At 63.2% G+C, this 25,774-nt stretch carries 29 protein-coding genes and 1 pseudogene; 13 read left to right on the forward strand and 17 right to left on the reverse strand.

Features of this window, described 5'->3' with window-relative positions:
• Positions 1–4: 4 nt before the first annotated feature.
• On the reverse strand, positions 5–523 hold the full coding sequence (locus JHL16_RS10575; RefSeq protein WP_200184784.1) for a hypothetical protein: 519 nt from the start codon (positions 521–523) through the stop codon (positions 5–7).
• Positions 517–837 carry a hypothetical protein gene (locus JHL16_RS10580; RefSeq protein ID WP_200184785.1) on the reverse strand — a complete coding sequence of 107 codons (321 nt, stop codon included), beginning with the start codon at positions 835–837 and terminating at the stop codon, positions 517–519. The genes JHL16_RS10575 and JHL16_RS10580 overlap by 7 nt, the downstream gene beginning before the upstream one ends.
• 278 nt (positions 838–1,115) lie before the next feature.
• Between JHL16_RS10580 and JHL16_RS10585 the strand changes: the two genes are divergently transcribed.
• Both JHL16_RS10585 and JHL16_RS10590 read left to right on the forward strand, forming a co-directional pair.
• Positions 1,116–2,093 carry a helix-turn-helix transcriptional regulator gene (locus tag JHL16_RS10585; protein WP_200184786.1) on the forward strand — a complete coding sequence of 326 codons (978 nt, stop codon included), beginning with the start codon at positions 1,116–1,118 and terminating at the stop codon, positions 2,091–2,093.
• 88 nt (positions 2,094–2,181) lie between these two features.
• Entirely contained in the window at positions 2,182–2,871 is a 690-nt protein-coding gene (locus JHL16_RS10590) for a class I SAM-dependent methyltransferase (RefSeq protein ID WP_200184787.1), read from the forward strand.
• Positions 2,872–2,873: 2 nt separating this feature from the next.
• Here JHL16_RS10590 and arsK read toward each other — a convergent pair whose 3' ends face one another.
• The 5 genes and pseudogenes from arsK to JHL16_RS10610 form a co-directional block, all read right to left on the reverse strand.
• Positions 2,874–4,061, reverse strand: a complete 1,188-nt coding sequence (gene arsK, locus JHL16_RS10595) for an arsenite efflux MFS transporter ArsK (RefSeq protein WP_200184788.1) — start codon at positions 4,059–4,061, stop codon at positions 2,874–2,876.
• The gene (gene arsB / locus JHL16_RS10600) at positions 4,061–5,119 is read right to left on the reverse strand and encodes an ACR3 family arsenite efflux transporter (RefSeq protein ID WP_200184789.1); all 1,059 of its coding nucleotides are present in this window, start codon (positions 5,117–5,119) and stop codon (positions 4,061–4,063) included. Before arsB ends, arsK begins: the two co-directional genes overlap by 1 nt.
• A 4-nt stretch (positions 5,120–5,123) precedes the next feature.
• Positions 5,124–5,543 carry an arsenic resistance N-acetyltransferase ArsN2 gene (arsN2, locus tag JHL16_RS34930; RefSeq protein WP_246770908.1) on the reverse strand — a complete coding sequence of 140 codons (420 nt, stop codon included), beginning with the start codon at positions 5,541–5,543 and terminating at the stop codon, positions 5,124–5,126.
• A 9-nt stretch (positions 5,544–5,552) separates the two neighbouring features.
• A pseudogene (locus JHL16_RS34935) lies at positions 5,553–6,047 on the reverse strand (arsenate reductase ArsC); the annotation flags it as partial.
• Positions 6,044–6,397: an ArsR/SmtB family transcription factor gene (locus JHL16_RS10610; RefSeq protein ID WP_200184791.1), complete on the reverse strand. Its 354-nt coding sequence runs from the start codon at positions 6,395–6,397 to the stop codon at positions 6,044–6,046. The pseudogene JHL16_RS34935 and the gene JHL16_RS10610, both read right to left, overlap by 4 nt.
• Before the next feature lie 42 nt (positions 6,398–6,439).
• Here JHL16_RS10610 and JHL16_RS10615 point away from each other — a divergent pair, with 42 nt between their 5' ends.
• Positions 6,440–6,973 carry a DUF6428 family protein gene (locus JHL16_RS10615; protein WP_246770853.1) on the forward strand — a complete coding sequence of 178 codons (534 nt, stop codon included), beginning with the start codon at positions 6,440–6,442 and terminating at the stop codon, positions 6,971–6,973.
• A gap of 127 nt (positions 6,974–7,100) precedes the next feature.
• Positions 7,101–8,024 carry a DMT family transporter gene (locus tag JHL16_RS10620; RefSeq protein ID WP_200184792.1) on the forward strand — a complete coding sequence of 308 codons (924 nt, stop codon included), beginning with the start codon at positions 7,101–7,103 and terminating at the stop codon, positions 8,022–8,024.
• A gap of 21 nt (positions 8,025–8,045) precedes the next feature.
• Here the strand turns inward: JHL16_RS10620 and JHL16_RS10625 are convergent, their stop codons facing one another.
• Positions 8,046–9,026, reverse strand: a complete 981-nt coding sequence (locus tag JHL16_RS10625) for a threonine ammonia-lyase (RefSeq protein ID WP_200184793.1) — start codon at positions 9,024–9,026, stop codon at positions 8,046–8,048.
• A 94-nt stretch (positions 9,027–9,120) separates the two neighbouring features.
• On the opposite strand from JHL16_RS10625, the gene JHL16_RS10630 reads away from it, so the two are divergent.
• Both JHL16_RS10630 and JHL16_RS10635 read left to right on the forward strand, forming a co-directional pair.
• Positions 9,121–9,582 carry an Lrp/AsnC family transcriptional regulator gene (locus JHL16_RS10630; RefSeq protein WP_200184794.1) on the forward strand — a complete coding sequence of 154 codons (462 nt, stop codon included), beginning with the start codon at positions 9,121–9,123 and terminating at the stop codon, positions 9,580–9,582.
• Positions 9,583–9,604: 22 nt separating this feature from the next.
• Positions 9,605–10,129, forward strand: coding sequence for a hypothetical protein (locus tag JHL16_RS10635; RefSeq protein ID WP_200184795.1), 525 nt, complete (start codon positions 9,605–9,607; stop codon positions 10,127–10,129).
• Here JHL16_RS10635 and JHL16_RS10640 read toward each other — a convergent pair.
• From JHL16_RS10640 to rnk, 4 genes are all read right to left on the reverse strand, one after another.
• Complete coding sequence (locus JHL16_RS10640) at positions 10,110–11,816, reverse strand: saccharopine dehydrogenase family protein (RefSeq protein WP_200184796.1); 1,707 nt, start codon at positions 11,814–11,816, stop codon at positions 10,110–10,112. The two genes, JHL16_RS10635 and JHL16_RS10640, sit on opposite strands and share 20 nt — an antisense overlap.
• A gap of 56 nt (positions 11,817–11,872) precedes the next feature.
• Positions 11,873–12,790, reverse strand: a complete 918-nt coding sequence (locus JHL16_RS10645) for an alpha/beta hydrolase (protein ID WP_200184797.1) — start codon at positions 12,788–12,790, stop codon at positions 11,873–11,875.
• Between the two features lie 65 nt (positions 12,791–12,855).
• Positions 12,856–13,734 carry an SDR family NAD(P)-dependent oxidoreductase gene (locus tag JHL16_RS10650; RefSeq protein WP_200184798.1) on the reverse strand — a complete coding sequence of 293 codons (879 nt, stop codon included), beginning with the start codon at positions 13,732–13,734 and terminating at the stop codon, positions 12,856–12,858.
• 21 nt (positions 13,735–13,755) lie between these two features.
• Positions 13,756–14,166 (reverse strand): nucleoside diphosphate kinase regulator, encoded by a 411-nt coding sequence (gene rnk, locus JHL16_RS10655; RefSeq protein ID WP_200184799.1) that lies wholly within the window; start codon positions 14,164–14,166, stop codon positions 13,756–13,758.
• A 370-nt stretch (positions 14,167–14,536) separates the two neighbouring features.
• On the opposite strand from rnk, the gene JHL16_RS10660 reads away from it, so the two are divergent.
• On the forward strand, positions 14,537–14,836 hold the full coding sequence (locus tag JHL16_RS10660; protein ID WP_200184800.1) for a hypothetical protein: 300 nt from the start codon (positions 14,537–14,539) through the stop codon (positions 14,834–14,836).
• A 260-nt stretch (positions 14,837–15,096) separates the two neighbouring features.
• On the opposite strand, the gene JHL16_RS35415 is transcribed toward JHL16_RS10660, so the two are convergent.
• On the reverse strand, positions 15,097–16,089 hold the full coding sequence (locus JHL16_RS35415; protein ID WP_200184801.1) for a tetratricopeptide repeat protein: 993 nt from the start codon (positions 16,087–16,089) through the stop codon (positions 15,097–15,099).
• Positions 16,090–16,236: 147 nt separating this feature from the next.
• Between JHL16_RS35415 and JHL16_RS10670 the strand changes: the two genes are divergently transcribed.
• From JHL16_RS10670 to JHL16_RS10685, 4 genes are all read left to right on the forward strand, one after another.
• Complete coding sequence (locus tag JHL16_RS10670) at positions 16,237–17,445, forward strand: lytic murein transglycosylase (RefSeq protein ID WP_200184802.1); 1,209 nt, start codon at positions 16,237–16,239, stop codon at positions 17,443–17,445.
• Positions 17,446–17,453: 8 nt separating this feature from the next.
• A complete protein-coding gene (locus JHL16_RS10675) occupies positions 17,454–18,482 on the forward strand; it encodes an Ldh family oxidoreductase (protein WP_200184803.1) in 1,029 nt (342 codons plus the stop codon).
• 251 nt (positions 18,483–18,733) lie between these two features.
• Complete coding sequence (locus JHL16_RS10680; protein WP_200184804.1) at positions 18,734–19,585, forward strand: EamA family transporter; 852 nt, start codon at positions 18,734–18,736, stop codon at positions 19,583–19,585.
• Positions 19,586–19,602: 17 nt separating this feature from the next.
• Positions 19,603–20,361, forward strand: coding sequence for a class II aldolase/adducin family protein (locus tag JHL16_RS10685; RefSeq protein WP_200184805.1), 759 nt, complete (start codon positions 19,603–19,605; stop codon positions 20,359–20,361).
• 226 nt (positions 20,362–20,587) lie between these two features.
• On the opposite strand, the gene JHL16_RS10690 is transcribed toward JHL16_RS10685, so the two are convergent.
• The gene (locus tag JHL16_RS10690) at positions 20,588–20,998 is read right to left on the reverse strand and encodes a DUF2000 family protein (protein WP_200184806.1); all 411 of its coding nucleotides are present in this window, start codon (positions 20,996–20,998) and stop codon (positions 20,588–20,590) included.
• A gap of 19 nt (positions 20,999–21,017) precedes the next feature.
• Between JHL16_RS10690 and JHL16_RS10695 the strand changes: the two genes are divergently transcribed.
• Together JHL16_RS10695 and JHL16_RS10700 are read left to right on the forward strand one after the other, a co-directional pair.
• Positions 21,018–21,857 (forward strand): AraC family transcriptional regulator, encoded by an 840-nt coding sequence (locus tag JHL16_RS10695; RefSeq protein WP_246770854.1) that lies wholly within the window; start codon positions 21,018–21,020, stop codon positions 21,855–21,857.
• 78 nt (positions 21,858–21,935) lie between these two features.
• On the forward strand, positions 21,936–22,871 hold the full coding sequence (locus JHL16_RS10700; protein ID WP_200184808.1) for a DMT family transporter: 936 nt from the start codon (positions 21,936–21,938) through the stop codon (positions 22,869–22,871).
• A 3-nt stretch (positions 22,872–22,874) separates the two neighbouring features.
• Here JHL16_RS10700 and JHL16_RS10705 read toward each other — a convergent pair whose 3' ends face one another.
• From JHL16_RS10705 to JHL16_RS10715, 3 genes are read right to left on the reverse strand one after another with little or no spacing between them, the layout of a single operon-like run.
• Complete coding sequence (locus tag JHL16_RS10705; protein WP_200184809.1) at positions 22,875–23,246, reverse strand: nuclear transport factor 2 family protein; 372 nt, start codon at positions 23,244–23,246, stop codon at positions 22,875–22,877.
• A complete protein-coding gene (locus JHL16_RS10710; protein ID WP_200184810.1) occupies positions 23,243–24,175 on the reverse strand; it encodes an ABC transporter permease in 933 nt (310 codons plus the stop codon). Before JHL16_RS10710 ends, JHL16_RS10705 begins: the two co-directional genes overlap by 4 nt.
• 55 nt (positions 24,176–24,230) lie before the next feature.
• Complete coding sequence (locus tag JHL16_RS10715; protein WP_200184811.1) at positions 24,231–25,766, reverse strand: sugar ABC transporter ATP-binding protein; 1,536 nt, start codon at positions 25,764–25,766, stop codon at positions 24,231–24,233.
• Positions 25,767–25,774 lie beyond the last annotated feature (8 nt).

Raw genomic sequence — 25,774 nt, forward strand, 5'->3', positions numbered from 1 at the left:
GCGCTCAACGCCGGCTATAGACGCCGCTCGCCTCGCCGGAAGAATCGGTGATGCGCAAACTGCCGCCCTCAAGGCGCCAATGGTGCGAAACCGGCTTCAGATCGGAGGGATCAAACTTCCAGGTGCCGGTGAGGTCCGGCCGGCAGTCATTCACGGATTTGTAGGTCCCGGCCGACGGCGTGAAGACGATCGTGCCGCCGTTCACCTTTATCCTCCCATCTTTCAACTCCAGCGACCGGATCTGGCCACAGCCGTCCACCAAACCAGACTGGAACAGAGCAAAAGTGGTACGGCCGTCGGGCTTGAAGTCGAAGGAGATGCTGCCGCCGCTGCCCGGGGCGCAGTGATTGAAGTCGGCACAATATTCGCCGATGGCGACGGCGAAGCCCCATTTGCCGACGAGTTCGGGCGGGACCAGCCCCGCGCTTTCCGCCGGAACGCCGGTGATGATCGCCCACCCGGTCGCTGCCGCGACGAGCAGCATGCCGATATGCCGCTGCCGCTTGCCGGATTGCCTCAGCATCCCTTGCTCGCCTTGACCGTGTTCAGATAGGCGAGCCGCGTCGTGATGACCTCCGTCACAATGGCTTGTTTGCCGGCGGGAGCCTTGCCGCCATATTTCTTCGCCGCCGGGCTGGCCGTAAGGCCGGTTTCATAATTGGCCTCTATCTGCCCGAGCTCGGTGCAGGACATGCTCTGATAGCGCGCTTTCTCCTGCGCGGTGATGACGCCGGCCTGCGCCAGGCCGATGGAGTTGGCGATCGGATTGCCGCCGACGCAGCCGGATAGGCCGAGGCAGAACAGCGCTGACAATCGCAGGAGGTGTCGCAAGGCCATCACCTGTCCCCATCGAACCTGAGTGTGATCAACCAGGCTTGCGCGTCGCACCTTGCGGATGCCAGCGCCGACAGGGTCTTCCAGAAATGGAGATGAAACATCGGACCTCACGAGCTGTGACCTGAATACGTTCCGGGAATCGAAACGCGGCCGCAACCTAAGGATCGGGCGGACCAAGGGCTCGGACTGAGCGGCCCTCAATTTGGCCAGAACGGCCCTATATTGACGTTTCTCACGGTCGGGCGCATATCCGCGCGCTCGCGGACAGGGAGTTTCCCATGACGACGGCGAGGCAGTCCGCCTCGTATCGACTGCGGACCGATGCGCTTCCGGAGAGAGATCGCGTCGAGATCATGCGCGAGATCTATGGCCGCACCGTGCTCAAGGTCGATCTCGATCCGCTTGCCCCGCTCGATGTCGACATGACCTTGCGCGCGCTGCCGGGCCTCGGCATCGCCACCGGCCGCTGCACACAGCTGCGCGCGTATCACTCCACACCGTTGATCGACAGCGACGACGTCGTCCTGCTGGTCGCCTTGTCGGGCGCCAGCCTCATGAAGCATCGCGGCTGCGAGGAGATCGTCAATACCGATCAGGCCGTGATGCTGAGCGGCAGCGAGGTCGGCAGCAGCCAGATCCAGCCGGGCGGCCTGCGCTTCATCAATATGAGCTTTTCCCTGCGCCGGCTGGCGCCGCTGGTCGGCAATCCCGCGGCCGCGCTGATGCGGCCCTTGCTTGTCGCTACCGCGCCGATGCGGCTTCTGATCGACTATGTGAGCGCCGTCCAGGCGATGGAGCACGAGGCGCCACCGGAGATCTGGCGCCTGACGGCGACGCATATCTTCGATCTGATGGCCATGGCGATGGGCGCGACCGGCGATGCGGCCGAAGTCGCCAGGGGCCGCGGCGTGCGGGTGGCGCGGCTGCGCGCCATCAAGGCCGATATCGCCGCCCATGGCGCTCAGCTTTCGGCCGACGATATCGCCATCCGCCACCGGCTCTCACCGCGTTATGTGCGCAAGCTGTTCGAGAGTGACGGCACATCTCTTACCGACTTCATATTGGCGCAGCGGCTCGAACGCGCTCACCGCATGCTGAGCGATCCGCGCCAGGCGGGACGCAACATCACGGCCCTCGCTTTCGAGGCCGGCTTCAACGATCTGTCCTATTTCAACCGCACCTTCCGGCGCCGCTACGGCGCGACACCATCGGAGGTGCGCGCCACGGCGCAAGGGGCACGCGACGACGAGACGTGAGCGCGCCGAGATCAAGCAATCCTGGTCTACGCCGAGCGCAGAGCCTTCGCCCTATCCTTGCCGCGCCATATTGGCGAAGATCATCACCATGAGCACAAACGTACCCTCCGCCTCGGCCTTCACTCGTTATGCGCAAGCCTATGACGCGATGCGCCGCCGCCTTATCCCCTGCTTCGACGACCTCTACGGTGCGGCCTTGCGCCTGATCGACGACTGGAAGACGCGCGAGGACTTTCGCGTGCTCGATCTCGGTGCCGGGACCGGCTTGTTCTCGGCCATGATCCTGGAGCGCTTTCCGAAGGTCCGGCTGCATCTGATCGACGCCTCGTCCGGCATGCTCGATCAGGCCAAAGAGCGCTTCCGCGGCAACTCGTCCGTCACCTTCGGCATCCGCGACATGGCGACATCCAATCTGGACGGCCCTTGGGACGTCATCGTGTCGGCGCTCGCCATCCACCACATTGACGATCACGCCAAGCAGTCACTGTTTGCACGCGTCGCCGCTAGTCTCGAGCCCGGCGGCCTGTTCGTCAATGCCGAGCAGGTTCGGGGTCCGACGCCGGAAGCGGAAGACCGTTATGTCCGTTTCTGGCATGCCGACATCCGCGCCGCCGGTGTTTCCGAAGAAGAGATCGCCGGCGCCGCCGAACGCATGGCCTTCGACCGCTGTGCATCCGTCGAGGCGCAGCTTGCCTGGATGCGCGCGGCGGGCCTGCACGATGTCGATTGCAGCTTCAAGTCCTGGCGCTTCGCGGTGCTGAGCGGGCGCCGAGCCTGAGCCTATCCCCTCGCTTGCATCAGGCGTCCTATTCCCAAAAACGTCACCACCGCGCCGGCCCCCAACGCCATGGTGATCCCGAGGGACCAGGTGGCGCCGATCTGTGCCATGCCGGCAGCGAAAGCAAAGGGCGCGGCCGCCGAGACGACCAGACGCGCCGAGGCGACCCGTCCCTGCAGCCTTCCATAGCCTTCGCTTCCAAACAGCAGAAGCGGCAAGGTGCCGAGCACGATGCTGAACAGGCCATTGCCCAGGCCGAAGAGAACGGCAAAGGCCATGGCTCCAGTGACCATCGGCGCCGTCAGAATGAGCACCAGAACCGCACCCGACATCAGGGCCGCCGCGATGGTGGCGAGGATCACCGGCGACAGGTTGCGCCCGAAAGCCATGTTGATGAGGCGGCTCGCCACCTGGGACGGGCCGAAGACCGTGGCGATGATGGCCGCCGTGGCGGTGAGGCCCAGCGCCGCCAGCATCGGCACCATGTGAATGAGAACCGCCGAGGCGACGAAGGACTGGAGCGAGAAGGCCAGGATCATCAGCGCGAAGCCGATCGGCCGCGCGGTGACCGAGAGCCTGCCGATGACCGGCTCTGTTCCCGCCGCAATCGCATCCCGGCTGCGCGCCAGTCCCCGCGCCAGCCACGCATGCAGCGGCAGGCAGACCAGAAGATTGAGCGCGGCGAAGATCAGATAGACGGAGCGCCATGACATCTGCGTCTCCAGAAAGGCGGTGATCGGCCAGAAAACGGTCGAGGCGAAGCCGCCGATCAAGGTCAGATAGGTGATGCTCCGTTGCGCCTGGGCCGGATTGAGCTGCACGAGAAGTGCGAAAGCGGCGCCATACTGGACGAGGCTCGCCGCCACTTCGACGACGACGAGAGTGCCGACAAAGATGAGCTTGTTGGGCGCCAGGCTGCAGCCGATGAGGGCTGCCGCCGCGCAGGCCGAGCCGATGGTCATCAACCGCCCGGCGCCGTAGCGATCAATCAGAATGCCGAACCACGGCGCCGTCAGCCCCCCGACCAGGAGCGAAAGCGACAGGGCCGCGAAGATCCATTCGACCGACCATGTCAGATCGCGCGCCATATCCGGCGCCAGGATGCTGAAGGCGTAATAGAGCGTCCCGTAGCCAATGATCTGGGTCACGCCAAGGGCGACGATTGGCGCAATCGATAGGCGTGCATTCATCAGGCGTTTTCAGACTCGAGGGGCTGCTCTGCGGTGGAACCGCGCTCATACCATGCCTTGGACCGATTCACGATCGCCACGACCGACAGCATGACCGGCACCTCGACCAGGACGCCGACCACCGTCGCCAGTGCCGCACCGGAGCTGAAGCCGAACAGGCTGATCGCCGCCGCCACCGCAAGCTCGAAGAAGTTCGAAGCCCCGATCAGGGCGGAGGGACCGGCCACGCAATGCCGCTCGCCCAGGAAGCGATTGAGCAGATAAGCCAGGCCTGAATTGAAATAGACCTGGATCAGGATCGGCACCGCGAGAATACCGATGACCAGCGGCTGCGCGATGATCTGTTCGCCCTGGAAGCCGAACAGCAGAACCAGAGTTGCGAGAAGCGCCAGCAGCGACAAGGGCTGCAGCTTCTTGAGGAGACGATCGAGCGCCCCCTGCCCGCCGGACGCCAGAAGGAAGCGGCGCAGCAGCTGGGCGGCGATCACGGGAATGACGATGTAGAGGCCGACGGAAAGGATCAGCGTGTCCCACGGTACGATGATGGCCGAGAGGCCGAGCAGCAGGCCGACGATCGGCGCAAAGGCCACCACCATGATCGCGTCGTTCAGCGCGACCTGCGACAAGGTGAAATGCGGTTCGCCCTTGGTGAGATTGGACCATACGAACACCATGGCCGTGCAGGGTGCGGCGGCCAGAATGATAAGACCGGCAATATAGGAGTCGATCTGGTCCGCCGGCAGATAGGATCGGAACAGCCAGCCGATAAAGAGCCAGCCGAGCAAGGCCATCGAAAATGGCTTCACCGCCCAATTGATGAAGAGCGTCACGCCGATGCCGCGCCAATGGCGGCCGACCTCGCCGAGCGCTGCAAAGTCGATCTTCAGCAGCATCGGCACGATCATGAGCCAGATCAGCAAAGCGACAGGAATATTGACCTTGGCTAACTCGGCGGCGCCGATCGCATGGAATATCCCGGGAAACAAATGGCCGAGCGCCACGCCCGCAATGATGCAGAGCGCCACCCAGACGGTCAGATAACGTTCGAATATCGACATGAGGTCAGAACTTCTTGGTCAGGATTGTCGCGGAAGCCGGGCAGAGACTGGCGGCTTGCCGCGTCGCCAGAATCGCTTCCGGCACGGCATCGCGGTCCACCGGCGTGAAGCCTTGTTTCTCGAAGAACGGAGCAGCCGAAGTGGTGATCAGATAACCGCGCCGCGCTCCCGCCTGTGTCGCCTCCGCGATCAGCAGCCGGAGCGTCGTCTCGCCGATCCCGTGGCCCTTATGGTCAGGCAAAACCACGATCGAGCGCAGCAGCGCGTCGTCGCCGTGCAATTCGTAGCCCGCGAAACCAACCGTCGCGCCGCCACGGATCACCCGGAAGAATCTGCGGCCCTCTTCCGTCAGGTCGTCGACCGGCAGTTTTTCGCCGGCCAGCGCACCGCGCAATTCCGGCGCGAGACCGTCGATGGGAAGCAAAGCAAGCCACGTCGCTCCCTCAGCCGAACCGATCCGTTGCAAGTGACGACGCAACACCATGCCGTCGATCGACTCCATGGGCAGGTTCAAGAAGGCAATGATGCGGTTCTTGAGATATCTGGCCGCCGTCGAGAAGATGCGCTCCTTCTCGATATCGCTCCCCTCCACCGCGGCGGGATCCTCGATGCCCCAATGGGCAGTCATCGGCTGACCCGGCCAGATCGGGCACATCTCGCCGGCCGCGCTGTCGCAAACGGTGAAAACGAAATCCATGACCGGGGCGCCCGGCGACGCAAACTCGTCCCATGGCTTCGAGCGCAGTCCGTCGGTCGGATAATCCAGGGCGGCCAGGACCTTCAGGGCGAAGGGATTGACCCGCCCTTTAGGCTGGCTTCCGGCCGAAAAGGCATTGAACCGTCCGGCGCCTTCCTTCCGCAAGATGCTTTCGGCCAGGATCGAGCGGGCGGTATTGCCGGTGCACAGAAACAGGACATTGTACGTCACAGCGCGGCCCCTTTCACCGGCGTACAGCAGGTGGCGGCCGAAATGACCGGCGCACAGATTTCCGGACGGCCCGAACAGCAATCCTCCATCAGGAAGCGGATGAGGCCGCTCAACACGTCATATTCTGCACTGTAGATGATCGAACGCGCGTCGCGCCGCGCCGTAACGAGGCCGGCGCGTTCCAGCTCTTTCAGATGGAAGGACACATTCGAGGCGCTCACTTCCACTTTCTCGGCTATGGCACCGGCAGCGAGGCCCTCAGGGCCGGCGACGACCAGCATGCGCAATATCCGAAGCCTTGTTTCCTGCGACAGGGCCGCAAACACGGTTAGGGCTTGACGTTCATCCATATTTCAATAATCCTATGAATATCGAAATGATGGATAAATGAGATGGCGAGCTTTGGCAATGGTAATATGGCGTCCCTGGCGCCTCTTCCTCTGAATGATCTGACAATCGGTGACTTGCTCGACGGCCTGGCGGCACGTCCAGCCAGCCGCCTGACGTTTCGATATGACGGCAAGACAATACGGCGCGGCTATCATGTGACCGAGGTGAAGGCGGGACAGTTCGCCGCTCTCGACTGCGGCGCCAATCCCGAGGCCTGGACCGAGATATTCATCCAGCTCTGGGATGTCGATGATGCGCCGGATCAGATGACGGCCGGAAAATTCGCCGGCATCATCCGCAAGGTGACCACCCATGTCGCCCTCGACATGAATGCACGGCTCACCTTCGAGGTGAGCGACGGCATCGGCCCGATGCAGCTTCATCAGGCCAACGGCCCTGTGGCGTCAGACGACGAGATTTTCGTCGAGCTTTCACCGCGCCCCGCGAGCTGCAAGCCGCGCGATCGCTGGCTGACCGCTCAGAACGAGGCCGCATCGGCCTGCTGCGGACCCAGCAAGTCGCCATGCTGCGCGTGAGACAGCGATGAACAGACCTCCGAGAAAACCCGGTTACGATTCCTGCGACGCTGACGCCTGCGCCGAGCATTGAGCTCGTCACATTCGCCTTCGCAGATATCGCGACCTACCTTCTTGGAGATCCCCCATGGTTCGTTCTTCACCGCGCCTGCCGCCTGCCCTGCTCTTGATCACGGCCTGTGCCTTCTGGGGCGCCGCCACCGTTCTCAACAAGGCTTTGCTGGCGTCCATTTCGCCGATCACCTTGCTCGTCCTACAGCTCGCGCCAAGCGCGATCGCTCTATGGATCATCGTCACGGCGACCAAGCGGCCACTGCCGCCCAGATCGCTGATGCTCCCGCTGATCCTGCTCGGCGTCCTCAATCCCGGCATATCCTATACGCTCAGCCTAATGGGACTCATGAACATAAGCGCGAGCGTCGCCACGATGTTATGGGCGGCGGAACCGCTGATGATCCTCGGTCTGGCGGCGCTGCTTATCGGCGAAGCGATCACCTGGCGGTTGTTGCTTACCATGTTGATCGGCGCGTTTGGTGTCGCCCTCGTCGCCAATATCGGCGGCGCGCTCGATGGCATGGGCGGAGATCCGATTGCAACGCTGCTGCTTCTGGGAGCGGTGTTGTGCTGCGCCTTCTACACGGTGTTTTCGCGGAAGCTGAGCGAGATGGTCGATCCGATCACCACGGTGGCCGTCCAGCAAAGCGCCGGCCTCGCATGGGCGCTCGCTTTGCTGTCCACCGGCACAAGGTTCGGGACACCGACGGATTTCCTGGTCATTTCACCGGACCTCTTCGCTGCAGCAGCCCTTTCCGGACTGCTTTATTACGCGGCCGCCTATTGTCTCTATATCGCGGCACTCCGCGACGTCCCTGCCGCCATTGCCGGCGGCTACTTCAACGTCATACCGATCTTCGGCATCGGGCTGGCCTATCTGTTCCTCGGTGAGAGGCTCACCCTCATACAGTGGCTGGGAGCGGCGGCAGTCCTCGTCTCGGGCTATATGCTGGTCCGTCTCACCAGCAGGGCCGAGCCGGTGCATTCGGCTACGTGATCGCAACGGCTCTGCGGGCGTTCAACCAGCGCTGAACGCTTGCAGATCCGGCCCTAGCATGGCTTGCCGCAGAAGGCTCGCCGCGCCATTGGCGCCGGTGAGCAGGATCACGACGCGTTTGCCCTTGATCTCGTCGCGGCGCCGCCAGGCGCCGGCGAGCCCGGCCGCCGCCCCCGGCTCGACCAATATACGTCCGGCCGTCGCGGCCGTATGCAGCGCCGGCAAGAGCGACGCCTCCGGCACCAGGAAGGCGTCATCGACCGAGTGCAGCAAGGTCGCGAGCGCCAGCAAGGCCGGCACCCGGCAGACGATGCAATCGCCGACGGTGCGGATGTCGCGCTCGACCGGACGGCGCGCATGGTAGCTCTCGACCATCGCCGGCGCCCCGTCCGACTGCACCGCCCAGACTTGTGTCTTCGGCTGATGGATCTTCACACCAAGGCCGGTGCCGCCGGCGAGCGAGCCGCTGCCCATCGGCACCAGCACGATATCGACGCTGTCGAGCGCCAGCCCGATCTCGAGCCCGGCGGTCGCCGCTCCCGCAATAAGCGACGCGCTTTCGCCGTCATCCACGAATTCGCCACCCCTCTCGGCCGCATGGCTTCGCGCTCTGTCCTTGGCGGCATCGATATCCGATCCGCCAATATGGAGCTTGCCGCCGAACCGGCGGATCGCGGCGAGCTTCTCGGCGACGCAGCCTTCCGGGACGAAGACATCTGCAGGCATCCCCAGAAGCCGCGCCGCATAGGCGACCCCTTGGCCGTGATTGCCGGTCGAGGCGGTAACGGCGGCGACGGGTTTATTGGAAGCCGTCAGCAGCGCATTGAGGGCGCCACGCAATTTGAAGGATGCGATCGGCCCCGTCGTCTCGACCTTGAGCCAGATATCGGCCACCAGCAGCTCGGACAAAGCGGCGGAGCGAAATAAGGGCGTCGGCTGCCCGAGATGGGGGGCCAGCCGCTCGGCGGCGGCGAGGATGTCTGCTTGCGAGGGTATGTTCATGCCTTCCTTTTACCGTCCCTCTGATTTGAGTAGATTGCAAACTGGCATACCGTGTGTTTCATAGATTCCGATTTTCGATACCAAAGCGGAATCTATGATAAAACTCGACGACGTCGACCGCCGCCTGCTGCGGCGGCTGCAGACCGACAACCGCGAGACCAATCTCGATCTGGCGGCGGCTGTCGGCATCTCGCCGCCGGCCTGCCTGAGAAGAGTGCGGCGGCTGCGCGAGGCGGGTATCGTCCGCGCCGATGTGGCCCTCCTCGATCCCTCGGTCGCCGGCACCCATCTCACCATCCTGGTCGAAGTCATGCTGGAGCGTGAGCGCCTCGATGTGGTCGAGGGTTTCAAGCGCGCCGTGGCGGCCGAGGAGGCCGTGACCCAATGCTGGCTGGTGACCGGTGATCCCGATTTCGTCCTGGTGGTGCGCGTCCCCGATATGGACGCCTATGAGAGGCTGACCCAGCGCCTCTTCTATGCCAATCCCAATATTGCCAAATACCGCACCTTGGTTTCGATCTCCGAAGTCAAATTCGAGACTAAGCTGCCGATATAGCCCTAAGAAAGCTCGAGCAACCATGATCTATCTCGTCGGAGGTCCGCCGCGTGTCGGTAAAAGCACTCTGGCTCTCATCGCTCTCGAAGAGGCCGGAATCCCCTATTGCTCGACCGACATGATTGTCGGCATGCTCGAACTCGGCGCCCCCCAGCTCGGCGTTCGTCACGGCTTCCATGCCGACAAGGCAAACTCGATGACCGGTCTCCTCACCCATTTCGTGTGCTGCGCCGATATCGGCAATGACGCCTATCTCATCGAAGGCGACGTCATTACGCCGACCTTCGCCCAGCTGATCGCGCCGCAGTTGAGCGAAATGCGCGCCGTCTTCCTGGGCAACAGCGCGCTCACTCTGGACGACCTGCGCCATGCGCCGGACTGGCTCGAGAATTCGGAAACGGCCGAGTATGAAACGGTACGACACAAAATTGTCGCGCGCAGCCAACAGCTCCGGACAGAATGCGAGCAGCTGGGTTATGCATATGTCGAGATGAGCCAGGACCGCAATGCAAGTTTCGCAGCGGCCCTCAAGGCCCTCGATCTGTAACCGCCACGGGCACCAGCCAGCCCCGATAACGCACGATAAGGCCCGTCAGGGGATGACCAATCTCCACGTGGAAGTGGAAGCGTCCCTCTTCCACGCTCTCATGCGCTGTCGAGCGCGGGCACAGGAACATCGGCATGGGAATGCCGAAGGCCCGCCAGTGGCGCAGGACGAGCGACAGGCGTCCGTCCTTCAGCACCAGCGCCATGGCGAAGGTCAAAGGGCCGAAGCGCTCGTAAAGCAAAACCTCATCCTGGCCCGTGCCGGCGAACTGCGCGCTGTGGAAAGTCTCGGCGCCGAAACTGCGCGTCCAGGTCTCGACGCCATGCGTGACGTCGAAACGCACCCGAACCGGCGTGTCGGCGGTCGCGGCGGGAAAGCCGATGACGGCGCCGGCGAGGCGCGCCAGGAAGCCCTGCCCGCGCTCGACGCCGGCGCGCCCTTCCGCCAGAGCCGTCGTCTCAACCTGATGCATCGCGCGGATTTCCGCCGGCAATTCCTTCCATGCCGAACCCAGGATGCGCTCATAGAGCGGCGCCCCGTCGGGCAACGGCTCATGCCTGACGCCCCATGCGATCGACCGGCCGGCGAAGAGGCGTTCATAGTCGGCAAGCTCGAGGTCGCGTGTTGCCGCCCGTGCTCCCGTCAGAGGCGTATGTCCCTCCAGCATCTTGTGGATATAGGCCGCGACCGCCATTGCGGGGATATAAGGTCCGTCATCACCTTCTGCAGCGAGGTGCCAGGAACGGGTGACGGGCCGGCTGTTTTCATCCATGCCCGCCACTTCCATGAACATGCCGCTCCGATGTTCGCCCCAGCGCAAAGTCCGCGTCACGCCATGGATCAGCGGCGCCAGGGCGATAAGACTGCGCAGCACGCGCAAACGGACCAGCCAGGCCGCGCCGATGAACAGCCGGTGGAACACCTCCGGCACGGGAGCGGCGCCGATCCAGATGTCGCGGGCCTCGGGCCAGAGCTCAGCCAGCGCTCTCAGATCCGGCACTTCGACGAGCGAAAACAGCCGGCTGCACAGCGGCACGCCACCCGGTGGCGCGATGGTGAAGCGTATTTGCTCCGTGGCCGGATAACCGGTCGCATGAGCGCCGTCTCGCCGCAGGACAATCGGCTTTCCGGCATAAGAGGCAATGGCCCGCATCACATTCAAGCCCAGATCCGCAAAAGGTGAGGGCGCGAGACCACCGCGGATGGAGTCGATATGCGTCATACCACTGATGAGGTGGCGCACCGCCGCCGCGGAAAGCGCTGGAAAGCTCGACGCGCCGGAGAGGACACAGAGTCCTGCCGTCCTGGCCCGCTGATCAAAGGCCGAAATGCCCATGACGAAATCGGCGCTGTCGGCCAGATCGAGATAATGCGCGCCTTGCACGATCGCCGCCTCGACGAGACGATATTGCCCCGCGCCATAGGCCTGGAAGGGACCGCTCGCATCGACGACGACGTCCGGCTCGAGCCGCGCCAGCTGTTGTGCCAGTTCGCCGTCACGATCGAACACCGCCGGAACGAGCTCGGCTTGAAGTGACTTTCGCCCCGCGCAGTAGTCCTCGGCGTGTTTCAGCGAACGCCCCGCGACGATGATCGTGAGGCGCGCTTCGTCCTCCAGAAGCTCGACGATCCGGCCGCCGAAGCTGCCATAGCCGCCGACGATCAGGAGTCTGAGACGCTTGCCCATTGGGGGAGATGATCCTGTGCCGGGATCACCTCCCTAGCAAATAGGCCGATACGCCATCAAGGCTGCGCGGGCAGTGTGTGGACCAGGCCGCGCGTGAACCCCGAAGGAAATACGGTCAGATGATTTTCTCCGGCCAGCACTTCGGACTTCACGCGCAGACCGGGATAGCCGCGTTTCATCACGCGTCGCTCGAACAGCTGGAGATCCTTCACCATGTCACGGTTGCGATTGAAGCGCCGGTCATTCGGATGAACGCCCTCGAAGGCGCCGACATAGAGGAAGACATTGGCGGCAAGGTCGCGATGCGCCTTGGCATAGTCCGCTTCGATTTTCCACATCACGTGATTGTCGTACCAGAAGGACGGGCTGCCGAGGATGTAGTCTCGGAAGAGCTGCGGCTCGGAGAGCAGGATCTGCGCGCCGAGCAGGCCGCCATAGGAATGGCCCATGAAGACACGGCGGCCGGGATCGGCCCGGAATTTACGCTCGACGAAAGGCAGCACCTGATCGCGCAGATAGCGCTGATACTGAGCGCCCTGCCCGTGCACTGCCTTCTTGGGCGCCCCCTCGCCACCGCGGATCGTCGGCGTGTAATCGCGCCGCCGGCTGGTCATGCCGTCCTCGCCTTTGGCATAGGACAGGCCGACCAGGATGAACTCCTCGGTCACCGGCCCGTCGAGATTGATGCGCCGGGTGATGCTGCGGATGAGCGGGAAACCGTAATCGGCGTCGGCGACATAGAGAACGGGATAACGGCGCTCCGGCTCGTGCGCATAACTCGCCGGAAGGCTCACAAAGACCTCATAGAGGCGACCCGATCGCGGATCGGGCACCGACCAGACCTGCGTGCCCTCGAGCGTATAAGCCCGCCCCTCTTCCGTCGCGGGCGCCGATCGCGCGATTGACGGGACGGCGATCAGCGTGAGGCCGATGACCGCCGCAGAAAGAAGCTTCGTGTCGCAAATGATACGCATAGGTCCCCGGAAATGAGCGAGCTGAACCGTCCCTGCGAACTCTCTCACGGCGGTCTGCGGTCGATTTAAGGCACCTTTACGCCACGCGACTCCACAGCCGGCACCGCGATTCGGCGCCAGGACGCCGCCACCTCCTCCGGGCTAGCCGCGCGGACCGCTTTCAGATCGCGCGGATAGGCGACACCATCGGCTTCACTGAGGCGTGTCGCGTGAAACTGCCCGTTGCTGGCGCGCAGAATCCACCCAGCCTCCGAACACTCCTGGGAGACGAGATAGATTGCACCGGGCGCGATCTCGCCGGGTTTGAGCTCGTCGGGCTCCTCGGCGATGCCCCACATCCGCGTCTTGGCCACCGGCGAGATCGCGTTGACGATGATGCCGTGCGGCGCGCCCTCATCGGCCAGCACATTGACGATGCCGACGGCGCCGATCTTCGCCGCCGCATAAGCGGCAAGGCCAGGCTGCACATATTGTGGATAGAGCGCACGGTCTGACGTCGTCAAAAGGATACGCCCATAGTTCCGCGCCTTCATCGCCGGCCAGGCTGCCTGGGCTAACCACAACGGCGACTTGACACCGAGCGCCAGCATCCGGTCGAGGAACGCCTCGTCGAGCTCCTCGATGCGCTGATAGCCGACCCAGCCGGCATTATGGATCAGCACATCGAGACGGCCATGTTTCTCCAGCACGCGCGCGACGAGCGCATGGCACTCGTCCCGCGTCTCGATACTGCCGCTTTCGCCGAAGGCCTTGCCGCCGATGGCCTGTAGTCCCGCCGCCGCGGCATGCGCGACGGCCGGATCATGGCCCTGGCCGTCGGATCCGGCACCGACATCGTGGACGACGACCACGGCGCCGCGTTCAGCCAGAAGCTTCGCATATGCGAAGCCGATGCCCCGGCCGGCGCCGGTGATGAGGGCCACCTGCCCGTCGAACCTGATCATTTGCTCTTCCTTGTCTTAGGTTCAGGCGCTTTCGGGAGCGTCGACCTCGAGGACGGTCAACTCATGCCGCTGGCCGTTCCGCGCCGTCCACAGGATCGACTGTCCGGGCGACAGCCCGATGAGCGCCGTTCCGACCGGCGTCAGGATCGACATCTTGCCTTTCGCGATATCGGCCTCAGGCGGGAAGACCAGGGAAACGGTGCGCTCGAGCCCCTTCTCGTCTTTGAAACGCAGGCGCGATCCCATGCGGATGACGCCTTGGGCGATCTTGTCGTCGGCGACGACGCGCGCCCGCTCGAGCTCGCCGGCGAGGTCGTCGGCCAGCGCCGCGTCGCGCTCAGCGATGGCATCGGCGAGCATGCTCAGCCGGGCATGGTCGCTCGTCGAGATGCTGATTTCGGGCTTCTGGCGGGCTGTGGTGATGTCGGTCATGTCAAATAGGCCTATTACGCTTCCGCCCGGTTACGGTGCGGGAGTCCTGCAATTTATGAGGGAAATGAGAGGTTGGCGGCGCCTTAGCGACGAGCGAGCGGAAAAGACTCAAGCCCTGCCCCACGACTCGGAGGTGCCAGGGGGCCGAGCCGGGGGTTACGTTCCCGCGATGGGGCAGGCCCCATAATGAAGATGAGTCGTATTTCGCTGCATTTTTTGCATGGCTCATAGTTGGGGGCGCCGCTCCCGATGTCAAGCGCAACCCGTCCAGGCCCGGTTAACAGTGTCGGGGCTTGCCCGATTGACAGCGGGCCGGGGATGGAAAATATTCCAAAAAGGAGGGGCAAATCAGCCCTTGGAGGAGAGACGGATGATCAAGATGATGGTGGCGGCGGCCGGACTTTCGGTCGGTCTGATGATGATGCCGGTGGCGACGGTCCCCGCAAAGGCCGGTGTCAATATCGATATCAATATCGGTGGCAAGAAACGGATCAGCTGCCGGCGCGGCGCGCGGATCGCCGAGGATTACGGTTACTTCCGCATTCGCGCCCGTGACTGCAGCGGCGGCACTTACAGCTATTTCGGCCGGCGCAACGGCAAGAGCTACATCATTTACGTCGACTCCAGGCGCGGCTACGTCTCCGATGTCCGCCGCGTCGGTTATTACTGATACGGCTCGGAAATCGCGAGCCTAAGCAAACAGCGGGCACTTGCCCGCTGTTTTCGTTTGGCGTTATTGCTCGTCGATCAATTGCATTTTAATGGAATTGCATCCGTCTGTGACATATGAGCAACAGTAACGACAATTCGACCACCCTTACCTAGCGTATCACTGGTGCAACAAGGAACTTTGAGGCGTAATCCGACTCATCACTCCTCCATGGAACTAAGGCCCTGCGGGGCCTTTTTCTTTGGCGGAGGGCAAACGGCCTAGCAGGCCAAGGCGGCGGCTTCCTGCTGCGTCGCCGAGCGTTCCTTCTCATTTCGGGCTTTGGCATAGAACTCTTGCGCCTTGGCAAGGCTCTTACAGCTGTCGGCCTTGCGGTCGAGCGAGGCCAGGATAGTGGCGTGCGTGCGGTACTGGACCGCCGAGACGTAGTCTGACCCGGCCGGTCCCGACAGGCTCTTTTCGGAAAAACTCAACGCCTCGTCGAAACGCTTCATGGCGAGGAGGATCTGCGCCTGGGTGTCGTTGATGGTCGACAACACGCCCTTGTCGCCCAGTACCTCGGCGATACGTAGCCCTTCCTGCGCCGGGGGCAGCGCTTTGCCATACTGTTTGCCGCGCAGATACATCCAAGCCAGATTGTTATAGGCGAGAGCCTTCATATACGGATCGGCCGGCGACTGCGCCTCTGCCCGTTTGCGGGTCTCCTCGAGATAATATTCTCCGCGATCGAAATCCCCGTCGTGAACATAGGCAATGCCCAAGGACATGATGATCTGGGATTCGAGCGCCGGATTGATCTCCCTGGCGAGGCTGGCCGCTTCATGAAAATACGTGATGGCTTCTCCATACCGCCCACTGGAATCCAATGTTGCGGCCAATTCGACGATGACATGCACCCGGTTCGACTTGAGCAGCGGCGGGAACGAGCTCGCATCCACAGCGAGCGCGGCCATCGTATAACGTTCGGCCGCCGCCGCATCCTTCTTGTACTCGCTATTCAGACCGGCCAGCATTCCGTTCAGACCGAACTGATATTCCGGCGCGGAGAATGCCTCGTCCGCGACCGCGGCAAGCAGAAGCTGTTCGGCAGCGACGGGGTCCTGGGCGTCCAGCTTGGTGAACACGTTGCGGTGGAGCTCCGCAAATCGCTGCTCCGCCTGGTTTTCGATGTGGAAGTAGGTATACGCCATCAAAGCGAGAACGGCGACGGTGGCGACAACGGTCGCGACAATGGTGATTAGCGTCTTCTTCACAGGATGCCCCCGGCAGATTCGACGCCGACGCTAATCCACGGTCGGCGCCAGGTCGAGACTCTTTCCTGGGCGTCACCGGCGCGCCACATTGCTGAATCAGAGCTTAGCCGGTAAGTGTCAGATCAAATCAGCCACGGAGTTTCGACGGTGAAGCTTGTCCCCCTCTGCCTGTCCGCCTTGCTTGTGTTGGCCACGTCCACTGCCGCCTCGGCCGCCGACTGCCAGCCCACCTCCCCTTCCAAATTCCCGAGCTGGCTTTCGGGGGTCAAGAAGGAAGCCGCCGGGATGGGCATTTCGCGGCGCGGGCTCGCCGGCCTAGACGGCCTCACCTATGATCCCGCGGTCATCAAGCGGGACCGCTCGCAGAGCGTCTTCTCCCTCACTTTCCTCGAATTCCAGGCGCGCCTGATTTCCGGCGGTCGCATGAACAAGGGCGCCGCGCTCATCAAGCAGCATGCGGCGATCTTCAAGCAAGTGGAGCAGCGCTACGGCGTGCCGCCCTCGGTGATTACCGCCTTCTGGGGCCTCGAAACCGATTTCGGCGGTTATATGGGTGATTTCCATACCATCCGCTCGCTCGCGACGCTCGCCTTCGATTGCCGGCGGCCTGAGAAATTCCGCCCGCAGGTCTTTGCCGCCCTCCAGATTCTGGATCGCGGCGATATGACCGAAGAGGATATGGTCGGCGCCTGGGCCGGCGAGATCGGCCAGGTGCAGTTCCTCCCCGCCGATTTTCTCGAGAGCGCCGTCGACGCCGATGGCGACGGCCGTGTGGACCTCAAGCGCAGCATTCCCGACATTCTGATGTCGACCGGCAGCCTTCTCGTCAATCACGGCTGGCAAGCCAACCAGCCCTGGCTGCAGGAAGTGAGCGTTCCCGAGGACATGCCATGGGATCAGGCCGATATCGCCATCCAGCATCCGCGGTCGCAATGGGCCAAATGGGGAGTAAAACTGGTATCCGGGAAGAGCCTGAAGGCAGACAAGGCAGGAGCCTCGCTGCTCCTGCCCATGGGCCGTCACGGTCCGGCTTTCCTCGCCTATCCGAATTTCACCAAGGTCTATCTGAAGTGGAACGAGTCGCTCATCTACTCGACGACGGCCGCCTATTTCGGCACCCGTCTCGCGGGCGCTCCGCCGGTCAGCAAGGGCAATGGTCCGGTCGATGCTCTCGACTACAACCAGATCATGGAATTGCAGAAGATCCTGACCCGCATGGGTTATGACGTCGGCAAGGTCGACGGCAAGCTGGGGGCCGCAAGCCGGGCCGCGGTCAAGGCGGTACAGATCAAGCTCGGCCTACCGGCCGATTCCTGGCCGACGACGGAATTCCTCGCCCGCTTGCGCAAGAGCTGACGGCAACGATGACGGAACGACGTGCCTCCGCCCAAGAACTGGCGGCCTTATCCTATGCGGTTTTGACCTCGGCCGGCGCCGATCCGGATTCGGCCGAGGCAACGACCGGCGCCATGCTGCACGCCTCGCTTCTGGGCGTCGACAGCCATGGCATCAGGCTCCTGCCCTTCTATGCCGATTGCCTGAGGGACGGCATCTGCAATCCGAAGCCCAAGATCACCGTGTCGCATCCGCGCCGCAGCGCCGTGCTGGTCGACGCCGATGACGGCCTCGGCCATCTCCCCACCTATCGGGCCATGGACGAGGCCTGCGCCATTGCGCGCGACACCGGCATCGGCATGGGCGTGGTGATCAACTCGACCCATTTCGGCGCCGCCGGCGCCTATGCGCTCGCCGCCGCGAATGCCGGCTTCATCGGCTTCGTCACCTGCAATTCAGGCGCCTTCGTCGTGCCTTATGGCGGCAAGAAGCCTATTCACGGCACGAGCCCGATCGCCATGGCGGCGCCCCTCGAGAGCCGTGATCCCTATTTCCTCGACATGGCGACGAGTTCCATCCCCTGGAACAAGGTGATGCGCTACCGCACCGAAGGGCTCGAGCTGCCTCCTGATGCGGCGCTCGACGCCGAAGGGCAGTACACCCTGGATCCCAATATGGCGGTCTGCTTAGGCCCCGTCGGCGGTTCGGGCTTCGGCTACAAGGGCGCGGCGCTCGCCGGCCTGGCCGAAGTCCTGGGCGCCATGCTTACCGGCATGCGGCTCTCCATCGAGCAGGAAGGCGTCGTGCTCGCCGACACCAAGGTCGGCCATTTCGTCATGGCGATCGATCCGTCGACCTTCGTTCCCCTGGCTGTCTTCAACGAGCGCCATGCGGGCTATCTCGACGGCTTCAAGGCAGAACCTGGAATCATGCCGGCGGGCGGACCCGAATGGGCGAAGCGGATCGACCGCGAGGCCAAGGGTATTCCGTTGGCCGAAGGTCTCCACCGCGAGCTCGCCGACGCGGCGGACAAGGCGAAAGTGGCATTTTCGCTCTAGAGCCCTACCCGTCTTGATCGAATCGGAACGATTCGATCAAGACGGGTAAAAGGGCTCGAAAACATATAATCTGGAGCGCTTCCTTATCGCTAAAGTCGAGCAACTTTGGCGGGAAGCGCTCTAGATTCGGGCCATGCGCGGGCTGCATCCGGGGCCATCCGGATTGTTCATTGGCTTGCGCCTGCTCCCTCCCTATAGCTCGCCCAATGAGCGTTGCGGGAGAGACAGCCGGTCATCGGGACAATCACGCCGTGGGTATCCTCTGGATGCTCGTCACGGTGCTGTGCTTCACCTCGCTCGACACGCTGGTCAAACACCTGCTCGAGACCTATTCGCTGGTCCAGGTCACCTGGGCGCGCTTCTTTTTCGCCACCATCGTCGCCGCTTTGGCGGCGGGCAAGAACCTGCCCAAGGTGGTGAAGACCAAGGCACCGACCATGCAGCTGACGCGCTCGCTGCTCCTTGCCTTGACCACCGCTCTGTTCAATGCCGGCATACGCATCGTGCCCCTGGCGACGGCGACGACCATCATGTTCCTCGCCCCCATCCTGGTCACCGTGCTGTCGGTTCCGCTGCTCAAAGAACATGTGGGGCCGCGGCGCTGGTTCGGCGTGCTCGTCGGCTTTGTCGGCGCGCTTATCGTGGTCCGTCCTTGGGAAAGCCATGCCGGTCTGTTCATCAGCGGCGCCCTGTTCCTGCTGATCGCCGCCTTGCTCAATGCCAGCTATCAGATCACCACCCGCAAGGTGCGCCTCTTCGACGAGCCCCTGACCTCGATGTTCTACACCTCGGTGATCGGCGCGCTCGTTACCACGGTCTTCGTGCCTTGGCACTGGCAATGGCCGGAAGCGACCGATTGGCTGCTCCTCATCGGCACCGGACTTCTCGGCGGTATCGGCCATCTCTTTCTCATCCGGGCCTTCCGCCAGGCGCCCGCCTCGGTCGTCGCCCCGTTTTCCTATTCATCGCTGATCTGGGCCGCTCTGTTCGGCTGGCTGTTTTTCGCCGAATGGCCTGAATACTGGACATGGCTGGGTGCCGCCTTGATCATCGGTTCCGGCCTTTACATTTTCCATCGCGAAAGACAGCATAGGCACAACTGACAATTCGGGAGAATGCTATGACTTCGGTGACCAAGCTCAAGACCAAGACGTCGGAAGAACAGCAGCTGCGCATCGATCTGGCCGCGGCCTTCCGCCTCGCCGAGCATTTCAACTGGCATGAGGGCGTCGCCAATCATTTCAGCCTGGCCGTGTCGCCGGACGGCAAGCAGTTCCTGATGAACCCGAAATGGCGGCATTTCTCCGGCATCAAGGCGTCCGATCTCCTGCTCCTCGATGCCGACGACAAGGAGGCGATGAAGCGCCCCGATGCGCCCGACGAGACGGCGTGGTGCATCCATGGCCGCATGCACGCTCTGGTTCCGTCGGCGCGCTGCGTGCTGCATGTCCACCCGACCTATGCGACGGCGCTCGCCGGCCTCGCCGATCCTGAGGTCAAGCCGATCGATCAGAACACGGCGCGCTTCTATAACCGCATCGCCTATGATCTGGGCTATGAGGGCATGGCCAATTCGGACGCCGAGGGTAACCGCCTCGCGAGCCTCCTCGGCAATAACAAGACGATGATGATGGGCAATCACGGCGTGCTGATCGCCGCCGGTTCGGTCGCCGAAGCCTTCGACGAGCTCTATTATCTCGAGCGCGCCTGCCAGACGCTGATGATCGCTTATGCGAGCGGCCAGAAGCTCAATGTCATGAACGACAAGGTCGCCGAACAGACGGCGCGCGATTGGGACCTTTATGCCGACTCGGCTTTCGCGCATTTCGCCGAGATGAAAAAGATCCTCGACCGCAAGGATCCGTCCTACGCCGACTGATCTAACCACCTGATCTAATGACCAAAAAACGCTGAATGGCGGACAACCGTCCGTTCAGCGGTGGCTCAGCACATTGCGCCTATTCTGTGACAATCAATTGGGGGCCGATTGTTTCAGGATAGGAGAACGCCATGCGTCCTGTCGAAACCGTTTTCGCCGGTCTGTTGATCGTCACCGTCCTCACCACCGTTGTGAAGGTTGCCGTCATCCTGCTGTGAGAGGTGGGTCACGCATGCAGCTTCAGGCCTTTGACGATCTTGTCGAGCGTTTTGCGCTCGGCATGAAGAGCGACCCCGGCGAGATCGAGCTTGTCGGTCGGAACATTCGCCACCGCCGCACGATTGTCGACATCGTTATAGGTCGTGAACAGCTCCATCGTGTAGATAGACGGCACGACGCCGCGCTCGGCCGCCCGTTTCAGCACCCGCGTCAACGCCTCGGCGTCTGCCGCGAAGACGAGGATGGGCTGGCGCACCAGAGGTCCATAGGCAACGCCGCTGCCGTCCCGGTAGCGGTCGCCGACGATCTCGGGGTAGACTCCGGCAAGGCCGCCGGCGAGAAAGGCGGTCACATTGAGTTTCTGCCATTGTGCCAGGCTCTCGCGCACCACGATGGCGATCTTGGTATCGAATGTCATGCCGCAGACCTTAGGAGAAATGCCGCAGATCCGTCTTGAACGATCGTGCGGCGCACACGACGGTGACTGGATCGGTCATGCGCCCGCTGGCGCCGGCTTCGAGCGCATCGAGGCCTTTTTCTCAGGGTATGCTTATGATCCGCATCGCCACGACACCTATGCGCTGGGCTACACGATCAGCGGCGTCCAGTCCTTCACCTATCGCGGCGCCCAGGCCGACAGTCTTGCCGGCAATGCCATGGTGCTCCATCCCGACGAAGTCCATGACGGCCGCGCCGGCGTCGCGACGGGGTTCCGCTATCGGATGCTTTATATCGAGCCACGCCTGATCAGCGAGGCCCTGCGCGGCCGGACCCATGCTCTGCCGTTCCTGAAGACGGCCGTCTCGTCCGATCCAGCGCTTCTTGCGGCACTCGGCGCGGCCCTTGCCGATCTCACGCGCGCGCTCGAGCCACTCGAAAGGGACCGCATCGTCACCGCAATCGCCGATGCCCTCTTTGCCCTGGACGCCTCGCTGCCGGCGCGCCGGATGTCTGCCACCTCCGCGCACGCGGTCGACCGCGCCCGCCAGTTTCTCGACGCGCATTTTGCCCGCGTCGTCGCTTCGGAGGAGCTCGAGACCGAAACCGGGCTCGACCGTTATGCGCTCGCCCGGCATTTCCGGACGCGACTCGGCACCAGTCCCTATCGCTATCTCACCATGCGCCGCCTCGACCGTGCCAAGGCCGCTATCCTCAGCGGTGAGCCCCTGGCCGAGGCCGCCTTCCTCAGCGGCTTTGCCGATCAGAGCCACATGACGCGGCAGTTCAAGCAGGCTTTTGGTCTGACACCCGGCCATTGGCAGGCTCTGCGGCATTAGCTAAAGACCGGTCGCGCCTGTTGCAGCCATGCCGCGAACAGGCGAGCGCCTCATCCCCAACCTCTTCAGTCTCCTCCCATGGCATTTCTCTCCGGCAACAGGAACCTGCTCGGCATCGCGTCGCTCTGCGCCGGCATCCTGATCATTTCGACCCAGGATGCGATCATCAAGGCGGTGAGCGGCGACTATGCTGTCACCCAGGCGGTCGCCACGCGCTCGATCGTCGCGTTGCCCATCCTCCTGTTCTTCGTCCATCTGAATGGCGGAATCCGGCAACTCTTCTCGCCGCGCTATTGGGTGCTGATCTTCCGCGGAGTCATCCTGCTTATCGCCTACACGTCCTATTACCTGGCGTTTCCGGCCCTGCCGCTCGCCGAGGCGATCGTGCTGTTCTTCACCGCGCCCTTCCTCGTCACCTTTCTCGCCGCCCCGATCCTCGGCGAGCGCGTCGAGCTCAAGGCGATCATCGCTCTCTTCGTCGGTTTTGCCGGTGTGCTGGTCATCCTGAAGCCGGGCTTCGGCTTCTTCGAGCCGGCCGCATTGTTCAGCCTGCTGGCCGCCATCACCTATGCGCTGGCCATGCTCTTCGCCAGGAAGCTCGGCGTGACAGAGCCGGCCTCCGTCATGGCCTTCTACCAGAATTGGGTCTATCTCGTCGGCGCCGGTCTCATGGCGTTGGTCTTCCATCTCGGCGGCATCACCACGTCGGACCATCCGAGCCTTGCGTTCCTGGTCCGGCCGTGGTCGTGGCCCGATCCCTTGAGCTTCGCGATGATGGCCGCCTGCGGTGCCATCGCCGCCATCGCGATGGTGCTCATCACGCAGGCCTATCGCCTGGCCGATGCCAGCCTCGTCACCGTCTTCGAATATACCGGCATGATCTGGGCGCCGCTCTGGGGCTTCCTGTTTTTCGCCGAGGTGCCGGCAGCGACGACGCTGCTCGGCATGCTGCTCATCCTGGTGGCAGGCCTGATCGTGCTTGTGCGGCCGTCGCGGCGCGTCGAGGCGACCTGACGGTCAGACCGCCTTCGGATATTGATGGAAGGTCTTGCCGCTGACCTGGATGCCGGAACCGGACGCGACGAAGCTCAGCGCGTCACAATAGCGGAAGCCGCCATAGACGGTTTCGACAAAGGCGCAGGCGACCGTCTCCATGATGGTGACGGAGCTGATCCGATAGTCGGGAGCACCCGCTCCCGCTTTGTCGGGAGCGCAGACGACCTCGATCCAGCGGTCGCGCGGCACCGAGATCGGCTTGCCTTCATCGATGCCGGTGATATGCGCCGTCGGCGCGAACAGCGCCGCCAGCATCGCTTTGTCCTGCTTGGCGACACCGGTGATGTAGCGGCGCACCCCGTCCTCGACGGTCTCCAGCGAAAGTCTGCTCACTTGATCACTCCGATCTTCTTGCGGTCGATGGAAATCACCACGGCGATGATCAGCACCGCGCCCTTGATGATCAGCTGCGAATAAGACGAAACGCCCGCCAGATTGAGGCCGTTGGACAGGATGGTAATGATGAGCGCGCCGATGATGGTGCCCACCACGCCCCCCATGCCGCCGGTGAGCGGTGTTCCGCCGATGACCACGGCGGCGATCACGTCGAGCTCGAGGCCCGTGCCGGCCGTCGGGCTGCCGGCGCCCATGCGCGAAGACAGAACGATCCCGGCAAGGCCGGAATAAAGGCCGGCCAGCGCGAAGGTGCCGATCTTGACCCGGTCGATGCGTATGCCGGAACGCTGCGCCACCATCTCACCGCCGCCGATGGCGACGATGCTGCGGCCGAGGATCGTGTGGTTCTGGATCACGTAAGCGACGGCGAAGGCGATGAGCGCCACGATGACGATCGTCGGCACGCCGGCGATATCGCCGGAACCGATCCAGCGCATCGTCTCGTCCTTGATCATGATCGGACGGCCTTCGGTGATGTGCAGCATCATGCCATGGCCGGCGACCAGAAGGCCCAGCGTCACGATGAAGGACGGCACCTTCATCTTGGCATAGATGACGCCGACCAGGGCGCCGAGGAAAGCGCCGCTCAGCAATCCTGCCGGCGCCGCCAGGAGACCGTTCGACTGCATGAAATAGGCGACGATGACCGCCGAAAGCCCGACCACCGAGCCGACCGACAGATCAATGGAGGCCATCATGATGATGAAGGTCGCGCCCATGGCGGCGATCGACAGCACCGATGCCTGGCGCAGCACGGTCTCCAGATTGCGCGCGCTCACGAACTGGTCGGAGAAGATGGCGAAGCCGATGCAGACCAGGATGAGGACCATGAAGGGGAAATAGGTCCGCAGGCGATCGAAATTCATGCCGGATCGCAAGGATGGGGTGGAAGCTGTCATATCGCTCATAGCATGTCGCTCTCTAGATCATCGCATTTATGAGATTGGTTTCGGTGATGGCCTCACCTTCGAAGACGCCGGAAATCGCGCCGTGGCGGATGGTGATCACCATGTCGCTGACGCGGATGACCTCGGCCATGTCCTCTGAAGCCATGAGCACGGCGAGATCGCGCTCTTCGCGCAACTTCTGCAGCATCTCATAGATCTCGAGCTTGACGCCGACATCGACGCCACGCGTCGGGTTGTTGAGAAGAATGAGCTTGGGATTGGTCAGGAACCACTTGGCCAGCAGCACCTTCTGCTTGTTGCCGCCGGAGAGGTTGCGCACCGCCGTCGCCGCGCTCGGCGCCTTGATGCGGAAAAGCTGCATGCCCTGCTCGGCATCCTTGGACTCAGCGCTGCCGTCGACGAAACCGCCGCGCGCATTGCGAGTGAGCCCGGCAAGCCCGATATTGAACTGGATATCGGCGCTGTCGATCAGGCCTTCGACGGCGCGCTCTTTCGGAACCATGGCGATGCCGGCGGCGATCGCCTCAGGAATATCCCGGCCTTCATGCCGCTTGCCGTCGAGCTCAATGCTGCCTTTGCTGACGGCGACCGCGCCGAAGACGGCTTCGAGAACGGCATCGGCGCCCGAACCGGCAAGGCCGGCCAGCGTGACAATCTGGCCGCGCCGCACTTTCAGCGACACGTCCTTGAAGCCAGCCCCGCTCAGGCCGTCGAGCGCCAGCATGACCGGCCGGTCGGCGAGACCCGGGGTCCGCTCCCAGACATCGATCTTGCGGCCGATCATCAGGGCCGACAGCTGGCTCTCGTCGAGATCCTCGACCGGACGCGTCGTGACATAGGCGCCGTCCTTCATGACCTCGACGGTCGTACAGCTGCCGAAAATCTCCTGCAGGCGGTGCGAGACATAAAGGATGCCCACCCCCTGGGCACGCAGATCGGCCATCAGCCGGTGCAAAGTGTCGGCGTCGTCATGGTCGAGCGACGCGGTGATCTCGTCGAGCAGCAGAACTTTCGGATTGGTCGACAGGGCGCGTGCCAGCTCGATCATCTTGCAGGTCGAGGGCGACAGGCTGCCGATGGAAGCACGGGGATCGATCTTGAGACCGAGCCGGTTCAGCACCTCTTGCGCCGCGGCATGGAGCTTGGTCCAGTCGATAATGCCGAAACGGCGGAACATGTCCATCCGCCCGAGAAAGACATTCTCGGCGACCGAAGTGTTCGGCAGCGTGTTGAATTCCTGATAGACCATCGACACGCCGGCGCGCACCGCCGATGCCGCTGAATCAGGCCTGAATGGGTCGCCATTGAGCGTGATCTCGCCGCCATCCGGCGTCACTTCCCCGGCCAGTATCTTGAAAATGGTCGACTTGCCGGCGCCGTTCTCGCCGCACAAGGCCAGCGCTTCGCCGGCATGAAGGGTGAGGCCGACGTCGCGCACCGCATGGACGGGGCCGTACTGCTTCTGCAATCCGCGCGCTTCGAGTATCGCGTGCGAGAAGCGTTTGGCAGTCCCCTGCCCGGTTTCCATGTGATTTGCGACGTCAGCCATTATTGCAC

This window comes from Taklimakanibacter albus, from assembly GCF_016595235.1.
GTDB lineage: Bacteria > Pseudomonadota > Alphaproteobacteria > Rhizobiales > Aestuariivirgaceae > Taklimakanibacter > Taklimakanibacter albus.